Here is a 17,484-nt window from a genome sequence, read left to right as displayed (position 1 = left end):
CCGCGCCCGGCGCCGCGACACCGCCGGGGGCGCCGCCGCGGTCGCCCTGGCGCAGCTGGGGCTGGGGGTCGCCGCGGTCGCCGCCGCGCTGGCCGCGCCCGCGAGCGGGTACGCGGTGCTCGCCGCCGCCGTGGTGCTCGCGCCGCTGGCGCTCGGCGAGACCGTCCTCGCCCTCCCGGCGGCCGACGCCGCGCTGGTCCGGCGGCGGCGGGCCCGCGCCCGCCTGCACGCCCTCGGCGCGCCCACCCCGCCGGCGCGCGAGCCCGCCCACCCCGCCCACCCCGCGACGCCCGCCGGCCGCGACCTGCACCTCCACGACGTCACCGCGGGCTGGGGCGCCGAGCCCGCCCTGCGCGGCCTCGACCTCGACCTGCCCGCCGGTCATCGCCTCGGGATCACCGGGGCGTCGGGCTCGGGCAAGTCGACCCTGGCCGCGGTGCTGCTGCGCCTGCTCGACCCCCGGAGCGGCACGGTGACCCTCGGCGGGGTCGACGCCGCGACGGTTCCCGGCGACGTCTGGCGCCGCGCCGTGGCCCTCGTCGGCGAGCACGACCACGTCTTCGCGACGACCCTGCGCGAGAACCTCCGCTTCGCCGCGCCGGGCGCCGACGACGCGCGGCTCCTCGCCGTCCTCGAGCGGGTCCGCCTCGGGGCCTGGTTCGCCGGGCTGCCCGACGGTCTCGACACGTGGCTCGGCGCCGGATCGGTGTCCGGGGGCGAGCGCCGGCGCCTCGCCGCCGCCCGCGCGCTGCTCGTCGATCCCGCCGTGCTCGTGCTCGACGAGCCCACCGAGGGCCTGGACCCGGCGACCGCCGAGGCGCTGGTCGCCGACCTCCTCGACGCCTCCGCCGGCCGGACCGTCGTCCTGCTCGCGCACCGGGGCGAGGGGATGGACCTCGTCGACGAGGTCCGCCACCTCGCGGGCGGCGAGCGACAACCGGCTCAGGCGAAGTCGCCGGCGGCGTGACGCACGCGGGCCAGGAGGTCGGTGAGCGCCTGCGTCTGCTCGTCGTCGAGCCCCACGAGCCCGAACTCGATCGCGGTGACCGACGCCGTCGCCGCCGCGCACAGCTCGCGGCCGGCCGCGGTGATCTCCACGAGCGTCGTGCGGCCGTCGGTGGGGTGCGGGCGGCGGACCACGAGGTCCGAGCCCTGGAGGCGGTCGACGATGTTGGTGATCGACGTCGGGTGCAGCTGCAGCCGCTCGCCCATGATCCGCATGGGCAGCGACCCGGACCGCGCGAACCGCAGCAGCACCAGCGCCTCGTAGCGCGCGAACGTCAGCCCGTGCGGGCGCAGGGCGGAGTCCACGGCCTGCTGGAGGATCTGCTGGACCCGCATGATGCTCGTGACGGCCGCCATCGCCCGCGGCTCGCCGATCCGCTCGTGCCACAGCGACGCGGCCCGCGCGATCGGGTCGAACGGCAGCGGCGTGGAAGCGGTCATGACATGGGCGAATCTAACAAAGCCGCGTGGCACGCTGGGCCCCGTGATCGTGGCGTTCAGCGTGTCCCCGTCCGGTGTCGGCGTCGACGGATCCCCGGCGGACGACGGATCGGTCTCCGAAGCGGTCGCGGCCGCGGTCCGCGTGGTGCGCGCGTCCGGCCTGCCGCACGAGACCTCGTCGATGTTCACCTCGGTCGAGGGCGAGTGGGACGAGGTCATGGACGTCGTGCGCCGCGCCACCGAGGCGGCCGGGCGCTACGGCTCGCGGGTCTCGCTCGTGCTGAAGGCCGACATCCGGCCCGGCCACACCGGTCAGATGCAGGCGAAGGTCGCGCGCGTCGAGGAGCGGTTGCAGGGCTGAGTCGCCTGCGTCACGCAAGTGGCAGACTTGACCCGTGGCTCGACCCGATTCCCGCCAGGCCGCACAGGCCGCTGCACTCTCGTCCGCGATGGCCGGAGCCGTCGACCTCTCCGGTCTGAAGGCACGGGCCGAGGCCCGGCCGCCCTCGGGATCGCCGGGCGGCGCCCCGGGCGCCGCCGCGCCGCCGGCCGACGGCGCCGCCCCCGGAGGCGCGCCGGTCACCGTCGTCGACGTCACCGAGGCGAGCTTCCAGTCCGACGTCATCGAGCGGTCGATGACCGTGCCGGTGGTCGTCGACCTCTGGGCCGAGTGGTGCCAGCCGTGCAAGCAGCTGTCCCCGGTGCTCGAGAAGCTCGCCGCCGAGGGCGGGGGCGCGTGGGTGCTCGCGAAGATCGACGTCGACGCGAACCCGCGCATCTCGCAGGCGTTCCAGGTGCAGTCGATCCCGATGGTGGTCGTGGTCGCGGGCGGCCAGCCCGTCACGTCCTTCCAGGGCGCCCAGCCCGAGCCCCAGCTCCGCGAGTGGATCGGCCAGCTGCTCGACGCCCTGCGCGAGCAGATGCCGGGGATCGCCGAGGCCGAGGCGCGCGCCGGCGCCCAGGGCGGCGCGGAGCCCGTCGAGGAGCCCGAGGACCCGCGGTTCGTCGCGGCCGAGGAGGCCCTCGAGCAGGGCGACTACGCGGGAGCCGCGGCCGCCTACGAGCAGATCCTCGCGAGCGAGCCGACCAACGCCGAGGCGCAGGCCGCGCTGGCGCAGGTCAGGTTCCTGGAGCGCGCCGAGTCGGCCGACCCGTCCGCGATCGCCCGCGCCGACGCCGCCCCCGACGACGTCGACGCGCAGATCGCCGCCGCCGATGCCCAGGTCGCCGCGCAGGACGTCACCGGGGCGTTCGACCGGCTCGTGCAGACCGTGGCCCGCACCGCCGGCGACGACCGCGACCGCGCGCGGACCCACCTCGTCGAGCTGTTCGAGCTCTTCGGCACCGAGGACGAGCGCGTCACCACGGCGCGCCGGGCCCTGGCCCGCGCGCTGTACTGAGCCGCCCCGCACCCGTGACGGGCCGGTGCGGGGCGAGGATGCTCGACGTGCGGCCTGGCGCCGCACCGGCGGGGTACGCCGTGGCGAGGAGCGTCCGATGGGTGAGAGCGCGCAGGCCGGGGACGCCCGGCTGGCGGAGATCCTCGGTGCGTTGTCACTGGGCATCGACCTCGGGTTCGGCCAGCCGGTGGAGCACGTCCTCCGGCAGTGCCTGATCGCGCTGCGGCTCGCGGAGCGCCTCGACCTCGACGAGGACGCGCGGGTGGCCGTCTACTACACGGCGCTGCTGGTGAACGTCGGGTGCCACTCCGACGCCCACGAGCAGGCGAAGTGGTTCGGGGACGACATCGCGCTGAAGGCCGACAAGTACACCCACGGCCTGCACGGCGTCCGGGCGACGGCGGCCGGCTTGCGTCGGCTGGGCTCGGGCCGCGACACGCTGCTCCAGCGGCTGCGCGTGGGGCTGGAGTTCGCCGTCTCGGGCCACAAGGACGTCGACGACATGATCGCCCAGCACGCGGCGCTGGCGCGGGCCCTGGCCGATGAGCTGGGGCTGCCCCCCGGGACCGGGGAAGCGCTCGTCGCGTCCTACGAGCAGTGGGACGGCCGGGGCTGGCCCGGGCGGCTGGCGGGGGAGGACGTCCCCGTCGCCGCGCGTGTCGTCGCCGTCGCCGAGTTCACGGAGGTCGCGCACCGGGTCGGCGGCGTCGCCGCCGTGGAGGCGCTCGCCCGCCGGCAGAGCGGGCGCCAGTTCGACCCCTCGATCGCCGCGGCGGTGGTCGCCGACGTCGACGCGCTCGTCGCCGACCTCGACACGGTCGACACGTGGGACGCCGTCATCGCCGCCGAGCCGCCCCCGGCGATCGTCCTGTCCGGGGAGCGCTTCGACGCCGCACTCCTGGCCGTCGCGGACTTCGTGGACCTCAAGTCGCCCTACACCCTGGGGCACTCGCGGGCCGTCGCGGACCTCGTCGCCGCAGCGGGGACGCACCTCGGGCTGGCGACCGACGAGGTGCGCACGCTGCGCCGGGCGGGGCTCGTGCACGACTTCGGTCGCCTGGCGATCTCGAACGCGATCCTCGACAAGCCCGCGCGTCTGGGGACCGGGGAGCGGGAACGGGTGCGGCTGATGCCCTACGTGACCGAGCGCATGCTCCGACGGCCCCGGTCGCTGGCGTGCCTCGGGTCGATCGCCGTCGCGCACCGTGAGCGGCTCGACGGCTCCGGGCACCCGCGCGGCCTGCGGGGCGGGGCGATCCCGCACACCTCCCGTCTGCTCGGGGCGGCCGACGCCTACCGCGCCATGCGGGAGCCGCGTCCCTACCGCGAGCCGCTGTCGCGCGAGGCGACCGCGGAGGAGCTGCGCGGTGACGTGGCCCGCGGGCGGCGGGACGCGGAGACGGTCGAGGCCGTGCTCCGGGCCGCGGGGCACCGCACCTCGACCCGCCGCGAGGGCCCGGCCGGGCTCACGCACCGGGAGGCGGAGGTCCTGCGGCTCCTCGCGAGGGGCCTGACGAACCGCGACATCGCGTCATCCTTGACGATCTCCACCAAGACGGTGGGGAACCACGTCGAGCACATCTACACGAAGATCGGCACGTCGACCCGCGCCGCGGCCGGCCTGTTCGCGACGAAGCACGGGCTCCTCACCGACGAGGAGCCCGTGCCGTGAGGCCCGGGCTCACGCCTCCTGCAGGGCCGCCATGTTGCGCTGGATCGTCTCGTTGACCCGCGCCACCTCGTCGGCGGGGCTGAACATCACCCATGAGGTGCCCGCCGTTGCCCGCGGCGCGTGCCCCGGCGGGGTGTGGAACGCGTCGCCGGCGCGGTAGACCTCGACGCGGTCGGCGAACGTGAACGTCAGCTCGCCCGCGGTCACGTAGCCCCAGTGGGGGCAGGGGCAGCGGTCGTCGGGCAGCCCGGCGAGCAGCGGAGCCATGTCGGCGGCCTCCCGCAGGTCCAGGAAGCTGACCTCGTACCCGTCGACGACCTCCTCACGCACCTCGCCGATGCCGATGTCCTGCACCGTCGTCGCACTGTCCTTCGAGACCTTCGCCGTGGCCGCCTCCTCGCGTCCACGGGCCCGACCGGGTCCGTCCGGGGGTCCGTCCGGGAAGGCTAGGAACGGGCCCGGCCCGCGGTCATGGGGCGTTCGCCTCATCTCCGGGCACGGATCCGGCTCGCGCCCGCCTCCCGGCGGGTGATCAACGGGGACTTCGCGCGCGTAGAAGCAGCGAACGTCCAGCTGAGCACGCCGATAGGCCGTTCGCTGCAACAACGGGCGCGCTCAGACCCCGCGCAGGCAGGCGTCGGTGCCGCCGGTGACGCCGGCGCGGAAGACGCGGATGCGCTCGTAGCCCGTGCCCGCGGCGGCGACGCCGTCGGTGCCGCGGGAGGCGGTGTCCTCGCGCAGGAGCAGGGTCACCGACTCGTCGAGGTCGCCGGGGGAGAGGGCGAAGCCGCTCGTGCCCGTGCCGACCGCGGCGCTGTACGCGCCGGCGAGGCAGAGCGCGGCGCGCCCGCCCTCGGCGCCCGTGGTCGGGCGGCCGAGCGCGGCGAGCGCCGCCGTGCCGAAGCGCGAGGCCAGCAGGGTGCCGGTGGCGTAGTCGCCGATGCGGGCGTGGTCGGCGGCGAGCGTGCCCGTCGTGTCGATGTGTACCGCTGACGGCGTGCTGCACCAGGCGACCGGCCCCTGGACCGCCCCGTCGGCGTCCGGGCACTGCGCCCCGTCGCGCTCGGTGCCCGGCGTCGCCCACTGCCCGCCGCGCGCGCGGACCTCGCCGCCGAACCAGCGGTCGAGGTCGGGCACCATCGCCTGGATCAGCGGCGCGAGCCCCAGGTTGCCCCCGGAGCTCTCGTCGTCCTGCGACCGGAACGACTGCTGGGTGAACACCCGGTCGCGCCCGATCGCCGCGCACACCGCCGGATCGCCGTCGAACCCGTCCTGGAACGACGACACCCGGTCGAACGCGTTGCCGTGCGCCTGGGCGTTGCGCGGCGAGGTGCCCACGGGGTCGCGGAACCCGATCAGCGCGCCCATCGCCCCCTCGATGCCCGCCGCGCCCGTGCGCAGGTCGGGCAGCGCGCCGTCGCGCACCTGGCGCAGGAACACGCCGGCATAGCAGTCGGCCTGGGCCTCGAGCAGGATCGTCGGGGCGCCCCGGAGCGCGCCGGTGCGGTCGAGGCGGCCCTGCACGGCGTGCCCGAACTCGTGGGAGAGCACCACGACGACGGCGGAGTCGCCGAAGTCGCGCCGCAGCTGCGGCAGGAGCTCGGCGCGGTCCCAGGCGATGATGTCGGCGCTCGGGCAGTAGAACGCCGTGCCCTGGACCTCCTGCGGGTCCTGCAGGCACGGCACGGCCGGAGCTCCCGCCCGGTTGCGGGGGTCGACCGAGAAGTAGCCGGCGAGCGGGCGGAACGGCTCGCCGCCCGAGATCGCGGGCAGCTCCCGGGCCCAGTAGCCCTCGAGGTCGCGCAGGGTGGCCGCGGCGAGGCGGTCGACCTCGCTGCCGTCGGTGCCGCCGATGAACGACGGGTCGATGCCCGCGCTGACCTCCGGGCCGGCGACCGCCCGCCCGTCGACGGGGAACGCGCACGCCGAGCCGGCCAGCACGGCCAGCACCGCACACGTCACGACCAGCGCCCGCAGCGACCCCCGCACGCGCGCCATCATGCCCGGGGCGCGTGTGCCGTGAGTGGGGTTCCGCGCAACTCGCCCGGTCACCCCTGCGCGAGCCAGAGGACGCCGTTCGCGGGCAGGGTCACCTCGGCCGAGGCGGGGCGCCCGTGCCAGCTCGTCGACGAGGCGATGACCGCCCCGTAGTTGCCGACGCCGCGCCCGCCGTAGACCTCGGCGTCGGTGTTGATGACCTCTCGCCACCGCCCCGTCGCCGGCAGCCCGACCCGGTAGTTCGGGTGGTCCGAGCCGGAGAAGTTGACGATGCAGGCCACCGCGTTCCCGTCCCGGTCGTGGCGCACGAACGACAGCACGTTGCCCGACGCGTCGTTGGCGTCGATCCACGAGAAGCCCGCCGGGTCGTTGTCGAGCTCGTACATCGCGTGCAGCGACCGGTAGGCGGCGTTGAGGTCGCCGACCAGCCGGCGCAGCCCGCCGTGGCGCGGGTCGTCGAGCAGCTCCCAGTCGAGCGAGCGCTCCTCGGACCACTCGCGCACCTGGCCGAACTCGCCGCCCATGAAGATCAGCTGCTTGCCGGGGTGGGCCCACATGTAGCCGAACAGGGCCCGCACGCCCGCGGCCTTGCGCTCGTCGTCGCCGGGCTGGCGCGTCCACAGCGAGCCCTTGCCGTGCACCACCTCGTCGTGCGACAGCGGCAGCACGTAGTTCTCGCTGTACGCGTACGTCATCGAGAACGTCATCTGGTTGTGGTGGTAGCTGCGGTGCACGGGGTCGCGCCCGATGTAGTCGAGCGTGTCGTGCATCCAGCCCATGTTCCACTTGAACCCGAACCCGAGCCCGCCCAGGTGGGTGGGCCGGGTGACGCCGGGCCACGCCGTCGACTCCTCGGCGATCGTCACGACGCTCGGGAAGCTCTTGTAGACGGTGGCGTTGACCTCCTGGAGGAACGACACCGCCTCGAGGTTCTCGCGCCCGCCGTAGCGGTTGGGGGTCCACTCGGAGCGCGAGTAGTCGAGGTAGAGCATCGAGGCCACGGCGTCGACGCGCAGGCCGTCGACGTGGAACTCGTCGAGCCAGTACAGGGCGTTGGCCACGAGGAAGTTGCGGACCTGCGAGCGCCCGAAGTCGAACACGAGCGTGCCCCAGTCGAGCTGCTCGCCACGGCGCGGGTCGCCGTGCTCGTAGCAGGGCGTGCCGTCGAAGTGCGCCAGCGCCCACTCGTCCTTGGGGAAGTGCGCCGGCACCCAGTCGACGATGACGCCGATGCCGGCGCGGTGCAGCCGGTCGACGAAGTACCGGAAGTCGTCGGGGGAGCCGAAGCGCGAGGTCGGCGCGTAGTACGAGCTGACCTGGTAGCCCCACGAGCCGCCGAACGGGTGCTCGGCGACGGGCAGCAGCTCGACGTGGGTGAACCCGGTCTCGGTGAGGTAGTCGGCGAGCTCCTCGGCGAGCTCGCGGTAGCCCAGCCCCTGGCGCCACGACCCGAGGTGCAGCTCGTAGACGCTCATCGGCTCGCTGTGCGGCGTCGACGCGGCGCGCCGCGTCATCCACTCCTGGTCGGTCCACTCGTGGGTCGAGGTGGTGACCACGGACGCGGGCGCGGGCGGCAGGTCGGCGGCGAAGGCCATCGGGTCGGCCTTGTCGAGCCAGTGGCCGTCCGGGGAGAGGATGCGGAACCCGTAGCGGGCGCCGTCGCCGATGCCCGGCACGAACAGCTCCCAGACGCCGGAGCCGAGCGCGCGCATCGGGGTGGCCGTGCCGTCCCAGCCGTCCCAGTCGCCGCACACGCGCACGCCGCGGGCGTGGGGCGCCCACACCGCGAACGAGGTGCCCTCGACGGGGCCGGCGGGCGTCGGCCAGCGGCGGAAGTGGGCGCCCAGGGCGTCCCAGAGCCGCTCGTGGCGCCCCTCGCCGATGAGGTGCAGGTCGACGGGACCCAGCACCGGCGAGAACCGGTACGGGTCGTCGGCGATCGTCTCGACGGTCTCGCCGGTGGCCTCGTCGGTGCGCCGCGTCGCGAGCCGGTAGCGCGGCAGCGGGCCGGGCACGCCGGCGGCGAACACGCCCGCCGCGTGGACCTCGGCCAGCGGGTAGCGCCCGGCGGTCGGGCCGTCGTCGATGACCACGTCGACCGCGTCCGCGCCGGGGCGCAGCGCGCGCACGATCACCGTGCCCGGCGACTCGGGGTCCCGGTGCGGGCCGAGCACCCCGTGCGGGTCGCGGTGCGAGCCCTCCATCAGCAGGTGGACGTCGAGGTCCGAGGGGGTCGGCGACGCGGGCCCGCGGACTCGGCTACCGGGGACGGACATGCACACACTCCTGCTACGAGACGGGGCCTGCTCCACGCCGACCGCGTCGAGGCCTGTCGACCGTACCGGGGTCGCCCGGGGAGTCGGCGTCACCGGTACAGGTACCCACGATCGCCGAGGTGATCGCGGGCCGGGCCCGCGGTCCGCCGGCAGGGTCAGCGCGCGCTGACCGCCCGACCCTCGGTGGCCACCGACGCCCACCCGTCGTTCGGCTCGTCGCCCCACCAGCGGTAGCCGTCCGGGTCGGTCCACTCGAGATCGTCCGGGGCGTGCAGGACGTGCAGGAGGTTCGAGGCGAGGTGTTCGGAGTCCGTGGGCGCCTCCCACGACGTGGGATCCCGGTCGAGTCGGCCGAACCGCACCGCGAGCCGGTCCTCGCCGAGGTGGTAGCGCACGAGCACGGCCGGTGCGTCCGACACCCTCAGGTCGTCGATGGCCGGGACACCTGAGCCGGCGAACCGACGCAGGTGGTGGGCGACGTCGGCCGCCCACTCGGCCGTCGCGGTGGTGTAGGTCATGGTCATGACGGTCAACCGTCCCTAGTCGATCGCAAAAGCCTGGTTGATCCAGTCGGGACACGGGCCCATGAAACCCACGCAGTAGGCCGTCACCACGCCCTGAGGTCCTTCTCCCGACCAGCCACCGTAATTGAGCACCACCCGGACCGTCACCGTCTCGGAGTCGCCGAAGAGCCGCGTCAGGATCGCGTCCTTCTCGTGCACCCACTGCCCGCCCTCGGACCTGGTGACCTGTGGGGACCGGACCACGGCGGCGACGCGGGAGCCGCCACCGCTACGGCGGGCATCGAGGCCACGGGGCCGATGCCGACGGCGACCAGGAGGCCGAGGCGGAGACACCACCGCTGCACGAGCCGCTCCCTCCTGCCGAGCCCTACCGACAGAGACGATCGTCGGCGAGGGCACGCAGCGCCGGGTGTCGAATCAGCGTGCTCTTTGCACTCGTGAACGGGTTCGCCGTCCCGGCTCTCTCAGGGCGGCCGCCGTACGGGTGTCGTGCGGTCAGCGCTCGCCGCGCCCCGCGGGCGTGAGCAGGCGGCGCATCGAGCGCAGCGGGATCGACACCCAGCTCGGCCGGTTGCGGGTCTCGTAGAGCACCTCGTACACGGCCTTGTCCAGCTCGTAGGCCCGCAGCAGCTCCGGGGCGTCGCGCGGGTCGGTGCCGGTGACCTCGGCGTAGCCGTCGCAGAACGCCGACCGGTTGCGGTCGGCCCACTCCTGCGCGCGGCGCTCGAGCTGCGGGTCGGGGTCGTCCGCGGACTGCTCCCACTCCGAGAGCTGGTGGAACGCGGCGTAGTCGAACGAGCGCAGCATCGCGGCGACGTCGCGCATCGGGGAGTCGGGACGCACCCGGTCGGCGAGGGACTTCGACGGCTCGCCCTCGAAGTCGATGACGAGCCAGCCCGTGGGCGTGCGCAGCTCCTGGCCCAGGTGCAGGTCGCCGTGGATGCGCTGCAGGCTCGACGGCTCGGCCGCCGTCACGCCGCGCAGGACGTCGGCGATCGCGTCGCGCTGCTCGGCGACGCCCGGCACGGCGGCCGCGGCACGGTCGAGGCGCTCGAGCATCCAGGCCTCGATGTCGGACGCGCCGCGGGCGTCGAGGGGCTGCGTGCCCAGCGCGGCGGCCAGCTCGAGGTGCACGGCGGCGACGGTCTTGCCGATCCGGTGGGCCTCGCCGGCGAAGTCGCCGCCGACCTCGTCGGGACGCAGGTCGGCCTCGGCGAGCAGGTCGCGCACGCTGGCCTGCGCCATCGACCAGCCGTCGGCGGAGTTCGACGCGTAGCTCTGCAGCATGGCGACGGTCATCGGCTCGCCGTCCAGCTCGCCCTCGATCGCGCCGAGCAGCGGCGCGACCTCCCGGCTGCCCTGCCGGCCGAGCGCCCGGTGCAGCTCCAGGTCGGGGTTGAGACCGGCGGTCGCCCGCCGGAACAGCTTCATGATGGCGCGCTCGCCGTAGATCACCGAGCTGTTCGACTGCTCGCCGATCAGCGGCCGGCCGGGCCCCACGATGGGCGCCTCGGTGCCGGGCTCGGCGACGAAGCGCAGCGGTCCGCGCGTCGCGTTCTCGGTGATCAGCGACAGGAACAGGCGGCTGATCCGCCCGTCGGCGAGGCCGTCGTAGACGACGTCGTCGCCGCCCTCCTCGTTCCGGCGACGCCCGATGACCGCGTACTCGACGTCCGCGGGCGGGCTCGACTGCACGCCCAGCACCAGCTGGTAGCGCTCCTCGGCGCTCCCGCCCGAGGCGTCGGCGAACGACACCGCGATCACCGCGTGCTCGACCGTCGGCGTCTCGCCGGGCGCGGAGACCACCGCGTGGCCGACCGTGCGCAGGCCCGCGACCTCGCGCCCCTTCGCCGGGAACCACCGTTGGGACGGCAGCCAGGCGAGCAGGGCGTCGTGCAGACCGGCGAGCGGGTCGGCGGGATGGGCGTCGGGCGAGCTCGTGGCGGGCATCAGCGCTCCTCGGCCTCGTGGATGGCGAACCAGTAGAAGCCGTGTCCTGGCAGGGTCAACAGGTACGGCAGTTCCCCGATCGCCGGGAACGGCACACCCCCCGTGAGCTCCGTGGGCACCCGGTCCTTCCACGCGATGAGGTCGAGCTCCACCGGCTGGGGGAAGCGCGACATGTTGTTCACGCAGAGCACCACGTCGCGGTGGCCGTCGGCGTCCACGTGCTCGCGCACGTAGGCGAGCACGCTGGGGTTCGACCCGCCGAGCTCGTGGAAGTCCCCGAGCCCGAAGGCGGGGTGCTGCTTGCGAATGTCGATCATCCGCCGGTTCCAGTGCAGCAGGCTCGCCGTCGAGTTCGACTGCGCCTCGACGTTCACGGCCTGGTAGCCGTAGACCGGGTCCATGATGATCGGGAGGTTGAGCCGGCCCGGGTCGCACGTGGAGAAGCCCGCGTTGCGGTCGGGCGTCCACTGCATCGGGCTGCGCACGCCGTCGCGGTCGCCGAGCCAGATGTTGTCGCCCATCCCGATCTCGTCGCCGTAGTACAGGACGGGGCTGCCGGGCAGCGAGAGCAGCAGCGCGGTGAACAGCTCGAGCTGGTTGCGGTCGTTCTCGAGCAGCGGGGCCAGGCGCCGGCGGATGCCGATGTTGGCCTTCATGCGCGGGTCCTTGGCGTACTCCGCGTACATGTAGTCGCGCTCGTCGTCGGTCACCATCTCGAGCGTCAGCTCGTCGTGGTTGCGCAGGAAGATGCCCCACTGCGCGTTCTCCGGGATCGCCGGCGTCTGCGCGAGGATCTCCGAGATCGGGAACCGCGACTCGCGCCGCACCGCCATGAAGATGCGCGGCATCAGCGGGAAGTGGAACGCCATGTGGCACTCGTCGCCGCCGACCTCGGCGTCGCCGAAGTACTCGACGACGTCGGCGGGCCACTGGTTGGCCTCGGCGAGCAGCACGCGCCCCGGGTACTCGTCGTCGACCACCTTGCGGCAGCGCTTGAGGAACGCGTGGGTCTCGGGGAGGTTCTCGCCGTTCGTGCCGTCGCGCTCGTAGAGGTAGGGCACGGCGTCGAGGCGGAAGCCGTCGATCCCGAGGTCGAGCCAGAACCGCAGCGCGTCGATCATCGCCTCGCACACGGCCGGGTTGTCGAAGTTGAGGTCCGGCTGGTGGGAGAAGAAGCGGTGCCAGTAGAACTGGCCGCGCACCGAGTCGTAGGTCCAGTTGGAAGACTCGGTGTCGACGAAGATGATGCGCGCGTCGGCGTAGCGGGTGTCGTCGTCGGACCACACGTAGAAGTCGCCGTACGGCCCGTCCGGGTCGCGGCGCGACTCCTGGAACCAGTGGTGCTGGTCCGACGTGTGGTTCATGACCAGGTCGGTGATCACGCGGATCCCGCGGGCGTGCGCCTGGTCGAGGAGCTCGACGAAGTCCGCGACCGTCCCGAACTCCGGCAGCACCTTGCGGTAGTCGCGGATGTCGTAGCCGCCGTCGCGCAGGGGGGAGTCGTAGAACGGGGGCAGCCAGATGCAGTCGACGCCGAGCCAGGCGAGGTAGTCGAGCTTGTCGGTGAGCCCGGAGAGGTCGCCGAAACCGTCGCGGTTCGAGTCGGCGAAGGCGCGGACGAGTACCTCGTAGAAGACGGCGCGCTTGTACCAGTCGTCGTCGACGGGCAGCGTCCGCGCATGTCGGAAGTCGTCGGCGCTGGGTTCCTCGACGGCCGAGGCGCCGTGGTCCTCGGTGACGTCGCGGACGTGGTCCTCATCGCTCGGCGCGGCGGTGATGCTCGCGCTGACTCCCTCGTTCATCAGGCGTCACGCTAGTGGTCGGGGGCTCGGCTCCGGTGCCCCGGGCGGGCATCGGTCAGGTGGCGTCTCGACGCCCGTCCCGATCGTGACCGGGGTCATCGACGACCTCGCCCTCGATGACCGTGCCGCGGAACGAACCCGTGTCCAGCCGACCGGGGCCACCCGCGTGGCGGGTGCCCCACGGATCGGCGCCCCACGCCCCGGGCCCGCCCGCACCGACCACGGTGACCGACGGCCCGACGCGCGCGCTGCCGGCCCGGACGGCCCGCTCGGCGGCCCGGCGCGCGAGGGCGCCGCGCACCGGCGGGACCAGCAGGACCAGCGCCGCGAGCGTGGACAGCAGGCCCGGGACGACCAGCAGGACCCCGGCGAGCGCGACGTACATGCCGTCGGCGACCTCGGCCTCGGCCGGGCGGCCGTTGCGGGCCGCGTCGACCAGCGTCGCCATCGACCGGCGACCCTCACGGCGGATGGCCCACGCCCCGACGACCGCCGAGAGCACCAGCACCCCGAGCAGGCCCCAGAACCCGATCGCCTGGCCGACCACGACCAGCACGGTGATCTCGACGGCCAGGTAGACCGCGAGGGCGACGAGGATGCGCACGGTGACCTCCAAGGGCTCTCACGGTGTCCAACGCGCGAGAGCCCCCGATCGTGCCCGAAGCGCCCGACTTCCCTGTCAGCGCCGCAGCACCGAGATGATGTGGCAGACGTCGCGCCAGGGCTCGATGCGCACGTAGTTCGTCTCGCCCCACTCGAAGGTCTGCCCGCTGACCTCGTCGAACGCCCCGAAGCGGTCCTGCCACTCCAGGCCCAGCGCCGGCATGTCGAGGTGGACGTTGCCCTCCTCGACCCCGAACGGGTTGAGCGTGACGACGCACAGCACCGTGTCCCCGGTGTGCGGGTCGGTCTTCGAGTAGGCGAGCAGCGCCTCGTTGTCGGTCTCGTGGAAGCGCAGCGTCCGCAGCTGGCGCAGGGCCGGGTGGTCGCGGCGCAGCTGGTTGAGCCGCGTGATCCACGGCTCGAGGCTGCGGCCCTCGGCCAGCGCGCCCGCGAAGTCGCGGGGGCGCAGCTGGTACTTCTCCGAGTCGAGGTACTCCTCGCTGCCGGGGCGCACCGGCTGGTGCTCGAAGAGCTCGAAGCCCGCGTAGACGCCCCAGCTCGGCGACAGCGTGGCCGCCAGCGCCGCCCGCAGCGCGAACATGCCCGGGCCGCCGACCTGCAGCGACTCGTGGAGGATGTCCGGGGTGTTGACGAAGCAGTTCGGTCGGCACTCGTCGAGCCGGTCGCGGTGCATCTCGAAGAACTCGCGCAGCTCGTCGCGCCCGGTGCGCCACGTGAAGTAGGTGTACGACTGGCTGAACCCGGCCTTCGCGAGCCCGAACAGCCGCGCCGGGCGGGTGAACGCCTCGGCCAGGAACACCACGCCCGGGTCGCGCCGGTGCACCTCGGCGATCAGCCAGTTCCAGAAGTCCGGCGGCTTGGTGTGCGGGTTGTCGACCCGGAACACGCGGACCCCGTGGTCCATCCAGTACAGGACGACCCGCAGGACCTCGGCGTAGATGCCCTCGGGGTCGGTGTCGAAGTTGACCGGGTAGATGTCCTGGTACTTCTTCGGCGGGTTCTCGGCGTACGCGATGGTCCCGTCGGGGCGGATCGTGAACCACTCCGGGTGCTCGGCGGCCCAGGGGTGGTCCGGCGCGCACTGCAGCGCGAGGTCGAGCGCCACCTCGAGGCCCAGCTCGTGGGCGTGCGCGACGAACGCGTCGAAGTCCTCGATGGTGCCGAGGTTCGGGTCGATCGCGTCGTGCCCGCCCGCGGCCGAGCCGATCGCCCACGGGGAGCCGACGTCCTCCGGGCCCGGGGTGAGCGTGTTGTTCGGTCCCTTGCGGTTGACCGTGCCCACCGGGTGGATCGGCGGCAGGTACGCGATGTCGAAGCCCATGGCGGCGGCGCGGTCGAGCTCGCGGGTCGCGGTGGCGAAGGTGCCGTGCACCGGGCGGCCCTCGTCGTCCCACCCGCCGGTGGAGCGGGGGAAGAACTCGTACCAGGACCCGGCCAGCGCGAGCGAGCGCTCGACCTGGACGTGGTGGGTCTCGCCCCGGGTCACCAGCTCGCGGACGGGGTGCTCGGTCATCGTGCGGTGCACCGGCACCGACAGCGCGAGGCGGAGGCGCTCGGGCAGCTCGGTGCCGGTGTCGCGGAGCTGCTCGGCGGCCCTGGTCAGCGTGCGGGCGAGCTCGAGGGCGGGCGGCATCGCGATCCCGCCGGTGCGCTCGGTGGCCGGGTCGGCCTCCGCGTGCCGCGGGGTGTCGCGCAGCCGCTGCTGGATGCCCTCGGCGCCCCGCTCGAGCAGGCGCGCGCCGGACTCGAGGTCGTTGGCGAGCTCCGCGGCCCCCTGACCGGCGCGGGTCTTGACGTCGACGGCGTGACGCCACGTCGCCCACGGGTCGCTCCAGGCGTCGACCCGGAAGCTCCACAGCCCCTCGGCGTCGGGCACGACCTGGCCGGCGAACCGGTCGGTGAGCGGGCCGGTCGGCGTCATCCTGGTGCTGCGCGGCGCCTCGTCGCCGCAGGGGATGGCGGCGTCGGGCGCCTGGCCGTGGCTCGCCGCGGCGCAGCGCTGCCACACGAGCGTCGCCGCGACCGCGTCGTGGCCCTCGCGCCAGACGGTGGCGGACACCGGCACGACCTCGCCCACCACCGCCTTCGACGGGAACCGGCCGCCGGAGACCTCGGGGGTCACGTCGTCGATGCCGATGCGGCCCTGCGGGAGCGCGTGGCGGTCGACCGCGTCGGCGGGGATGCCGGGCGTGGTCGGCCGGGGGCCGGGGGCGGTGGTGACCGGCTCGGGCTGGGGCTCCGGCTCGGGCTCCGGCTCCGGCTCCGGCTCGGTGGCCGTGACCGGGGCTGCGACCTCGGGCGACACCGCGCCCGAGTCGATCGACGGGGCACCCGCCGGCTCCTCGGCCGGGACGTCCGCGCCGCCGGCGCTGTCGGCGTCGTCCTGGTCGGGGGCGACGCTGTGGTGGACGTGGGTGTCCTCGTCGACGGGCAGCGGACCGATGCCGAGCGGGTCGTCGTCGCTCGGGGTGTCGGTCGGGTCGGCGGACCCGTGTCCCGGGGACACGGGTTCCGAGGTGCCGTCGTCGGGGGTGCCGGCGCTCGGGGTGCCGGCGCTGGCGGTGCCGGTCGGGTCGGTGGACCCGTGTCCCGGGGACACGGATTCCGAGGTGCCGTCGAGGGCCCCGCCGTCGGACGACGTCGAGGGCGCCGGCGGCGTGGGGGGTGTCGAGGACGACGACGGCCGCGCGGGCGGCGGCGCCCAGGGCGTGCCCGGACGCGAGGTGCCCGCCGAGGCGGCGGGAGCGGTGGACCCACGGTCGTCGTCCGCGTGCCCGAACGCCCCGGCGGCACCGGCGGCGGCGCCGGCGACGCCGAGCCCGGCCGCGCCCGCCGCGGCGGCGCGCCAGCTGTCGCCACGGTCGCGGGCGGCGGGTGCGGTGTCGGCGGGGGCGGTGTCGGCGGGCGCGGTGTCGGCGGGCGCGGTGTCGGCGGGCGCGGTGTCGGCGGGCGCGGTGTCGGCGGACCCGGTCTCGCTCGGCGGGGTGTCGATGCTCGTGGGCGGGATCGCGGTGGTGACCGGGTCGTCCGCCGCCTCGTCCGGCCGGGCGTCGGCACCGGCGGCGTCGTCGGCGAACGGGGCGTAGGGCGTCCGCGGCGTGAACCACGACGGGTCGGAGGCCGGCGTGGCGTCGAGGTCACCGGGGCGGGGGGCCGGGTCCGAGGGCGAGCCCGGGGACGACGCCGACGGCGTCGCGGGCGCGTCGGGCACCGCCGGCGGCACCGGCGAGGCCGACGGCGCCGACGTCTCGGACGGCGTGGTCGGGGACGCCGCGTGCCCGGAGGTCTGCTCGGGTCCGCGGTCCGACGACGAACTCATGTCCGGTCCGCTACCCGCAACGGGCGGAGTCGATGCGGACGGGCGACGGGAGGTCGGCGAGGGGGAGGCCGAGGGGCGACCGGTGGCGATGCCCCACGGCGGGGTCGCCGGCCGGCGCCACGGCGGCAGGCTCGGCGCCGGCTGTCCCTGCTGGCCGGTGAGGTCGGGCGCATCGGAGCCGGCGGCCCGGGACCCGTGCGACGGGGTCTGCGGGGGGAAGGGGCCGGACGCCGGGTGGTGGGTCGGGTCGGGCGAGGCGTACGGGCCGGTGGGGGCGACGGGTCCGGACGCGGGGAACGGGCCGGACGCGGGGAACGGTCCCGCGGCGGGGAAGGGGCCGCTCGTGGGGCCGGTGGCGCGGCCGGGCACGGCGAAGGGCCCGGTGGTCGGGCCGTGCGGGCGCGCGTCCGGGGGCGGCGGGGGACCGACCTCGACGTCGTCGGCGGACCCCCAGCCGCGACGCCGCCGGCGCC

14 protein-coding genes are annotated in these 17,484 nt (G+C 74.8%); 4 read left to right on the top strand and 10 right to left on the bottom strand.

Features of this window, described 5'->3' with window-relative positions; all coding sequences use genetic code 11:
* The coding region (locus ACFPK1_RS25205; RefSeq protein ID WP_378023699.1) for an ATP-binding cassette domain-containing protein at positions 1-967 on the top strand (967 nt) is incomplete at its 5' end.
* Here the strand turns inward: ACFPK1_RS25205 and ACFPK1_RS25200 are convergent.
* Positions 943-1,446 carry a MarR family winged helix-turn-helix transcriptional regulator gene (locus ACFPK1_RS25200; protein WP_378023698.1) on the bottom strand — a complete coding sequence of 168 codons (504 nt, stop codon included), beginning with the start codon at positions 1,444-1,446 and terminating at the stop codon, positions 943-945. The genes ACFPK1_RS25205 and ACFPK1_RS25200 overlap by 25 nt on opposite strands.
* Positions 1,447-1,489: 43 nt before the next feature.
* Here ACFPK1_RS25200 and ACFPK1_RS25195 point away from each other — a divergent pair, with 43 nt between their 5' ends.
* The 3 genes from ACFPK1_RS25195 to ACFPK1_RS25185 all read left to right on the top strand — a co-directional run bounded on the left by ACFPK1_RS25195 (position 1,490) and on the right by ACFPK1_RS25185 (position 4,518).
* Positions 1,490-1,807: a thiamine-binding protein gene (locus ACFPK1_RS25195; RefSeq protein ID WP_378023697.1), complete on the top strand. Its 318-nt coding sequence runs from the start codon at positions 1,490-1,492 to the stop codon at positions 1,805-1,807.
* 88 nt (positions 1,808-1,895) lie between these two features.
* Positions 1,896-2,846, top strand: coding sequence for a tetratricopeptide repeat protein (locus ACFPK1_RS25190; protein ID WP_378023696.1), 951 nt, complete (start codon positions 1,896-1,898; stop codon positions 2,844-2,846).
* A 97-nt stretch (positions 2,847-2,943) separates the two neighbouring features.
* Positions 2,944-4,518, top strand: coding sequence for an HD domain-containing phosphohydrolase (locus ACFPK1_RS25185; protein ID WP_378023695.1), 1,575 nt, complete (start codon positions 2,944-2,946; stop codon positions 4,516-4,518).
* 9 nt (positions 4,519-4,527) lie between these two features.
* Here ACFPK1_RS25185 and ACFPK1_RS25180 read toward each other — a convergent pair whose 3' ends face one another.
* The 9 genes from ACFPK1_RS25180 to ACFPK1_RS25140 form a co-directional block, all read right to left on the bottom strand.
* Entirely contained in the window at positions 4,528-4,872 is a 345-nt protein-coding gene (locus ACFPK1_RS25180; protein ID WP_378023694.1) for a hypothetical protein, read from the bottom strand.
* A gap of 261 nt (positions 4,873-5,133) precedes the next feature.
* The gene (locus ACFPK1_RS25175) at positions 5,134-6,516 is read right to left on the bottom strand and encodes a neutral zinc metallopeptidase (RefSeq protein WP_378023707.1); all 1,383 of its coding nucleotides are present in this window, start codon (positions 6,514-6,516) and stop codon (positions 5,134-5,136) included.
* 50 nt (positions 6,517-6,566) lie between these two features.
* A complete protein-coding gene (gene glgB / locus ACFPK1_RS25170) occupies positions 6,567-8,792 on the bottom strand; it encodes a 1,4-alpha-glucan branching protein GlgB (protein WP_378023693.1) in 2,226 nt (741 codons plus the stop codon).
* 155 nt (positions 8,793-8,947) lie between these two features.
* Complete coding sequence (locus ACFPK1_RS25165; protein ID WP_378023692.1) at positions 8,948-9,310, bottom strand: hypothetical protein; 363 nt, start codon at positions 9,308-9,310, stop codon at positions 8,948-8,950.
* Between the two features lie 21 nt (positions 9,311-9,331).
* Positions 9,332-9,514, bottom strand: coding sequence for a hypothetical protein (locus ACFPK1_RS25160; protein WP_378023691.1), 183 nt, complete (start codon positions 9,512-9,514; stop codon positions 9,332-9,334).
* Between the two features lie 297 nt (positions 9,515-9,811).
* Positions 9,812-11,266, bottom strand: coding sequence for a maltokinase N-terminal cap-like domain-containing protein (locus ACFPK1_RS25155; protein WP_378023690.1), 1,455 nt, complete (start codon positions 11,264-11,266; stop codon positions 9,812-9,814).
* Positions 11,266-13,068 (bottom strand): maltose alpha-D-glucosyltransferase, encoded by a 1,803-nt coding sequence (gene treS / locus ACFPK1_RS25150; RefSeq protein ID WP_378023689.1) that lies wholly within the window; start codon positions 13,066-13,068, stop codon positions 11,266-11,268. Before treS ends, ACFPK1_RS25155 begins: the two co-directional genes overlap by 1 nt.
* A gap of 55 nt (positions 13,069-13,123) precedes the next feature.
* Positions 13,124-13,684: an FxsA family protein gene (locus ACFPK1_RS25145; RefSeq protein ID WP_378023688.1), complete on the bottom strand. Its 561-nt coding sequence runs from the start codon at positions 13,682-13,684 to the stop codon at positions 13,124-13,126.
* Between the two features lie 63 nt (positions 13,685-13,747).
* Positions 13,748-15,874, bottom strand: coding sequence for a maltotransferase domain-containing protein (locus tag ACFPK1_RS25140; RefSeq protein ID WP_378023706.1), 2,127 nt, complete (start codon positions 15,872-15,874; stop codon positions 13,748-13,750).
* Positions 15,875-17,484: the final 1,610 nt, after the last annotated feature.

The organism is Actinomycetospora rhizophila (assembly GCF_042657905.1).
Lineage (GTDB): Bacteria > Actinomycetota > Actinomycetes > Mycobacteriales > Pseudonocardiaceae > Actinomycetospora > Actinomycetospora rhizophila.
The sequence above is the reverse complement of the archived record's forward strand: the minus strand, read 5'-3'. Positions and strand labels throughout refer to the sequence as shown.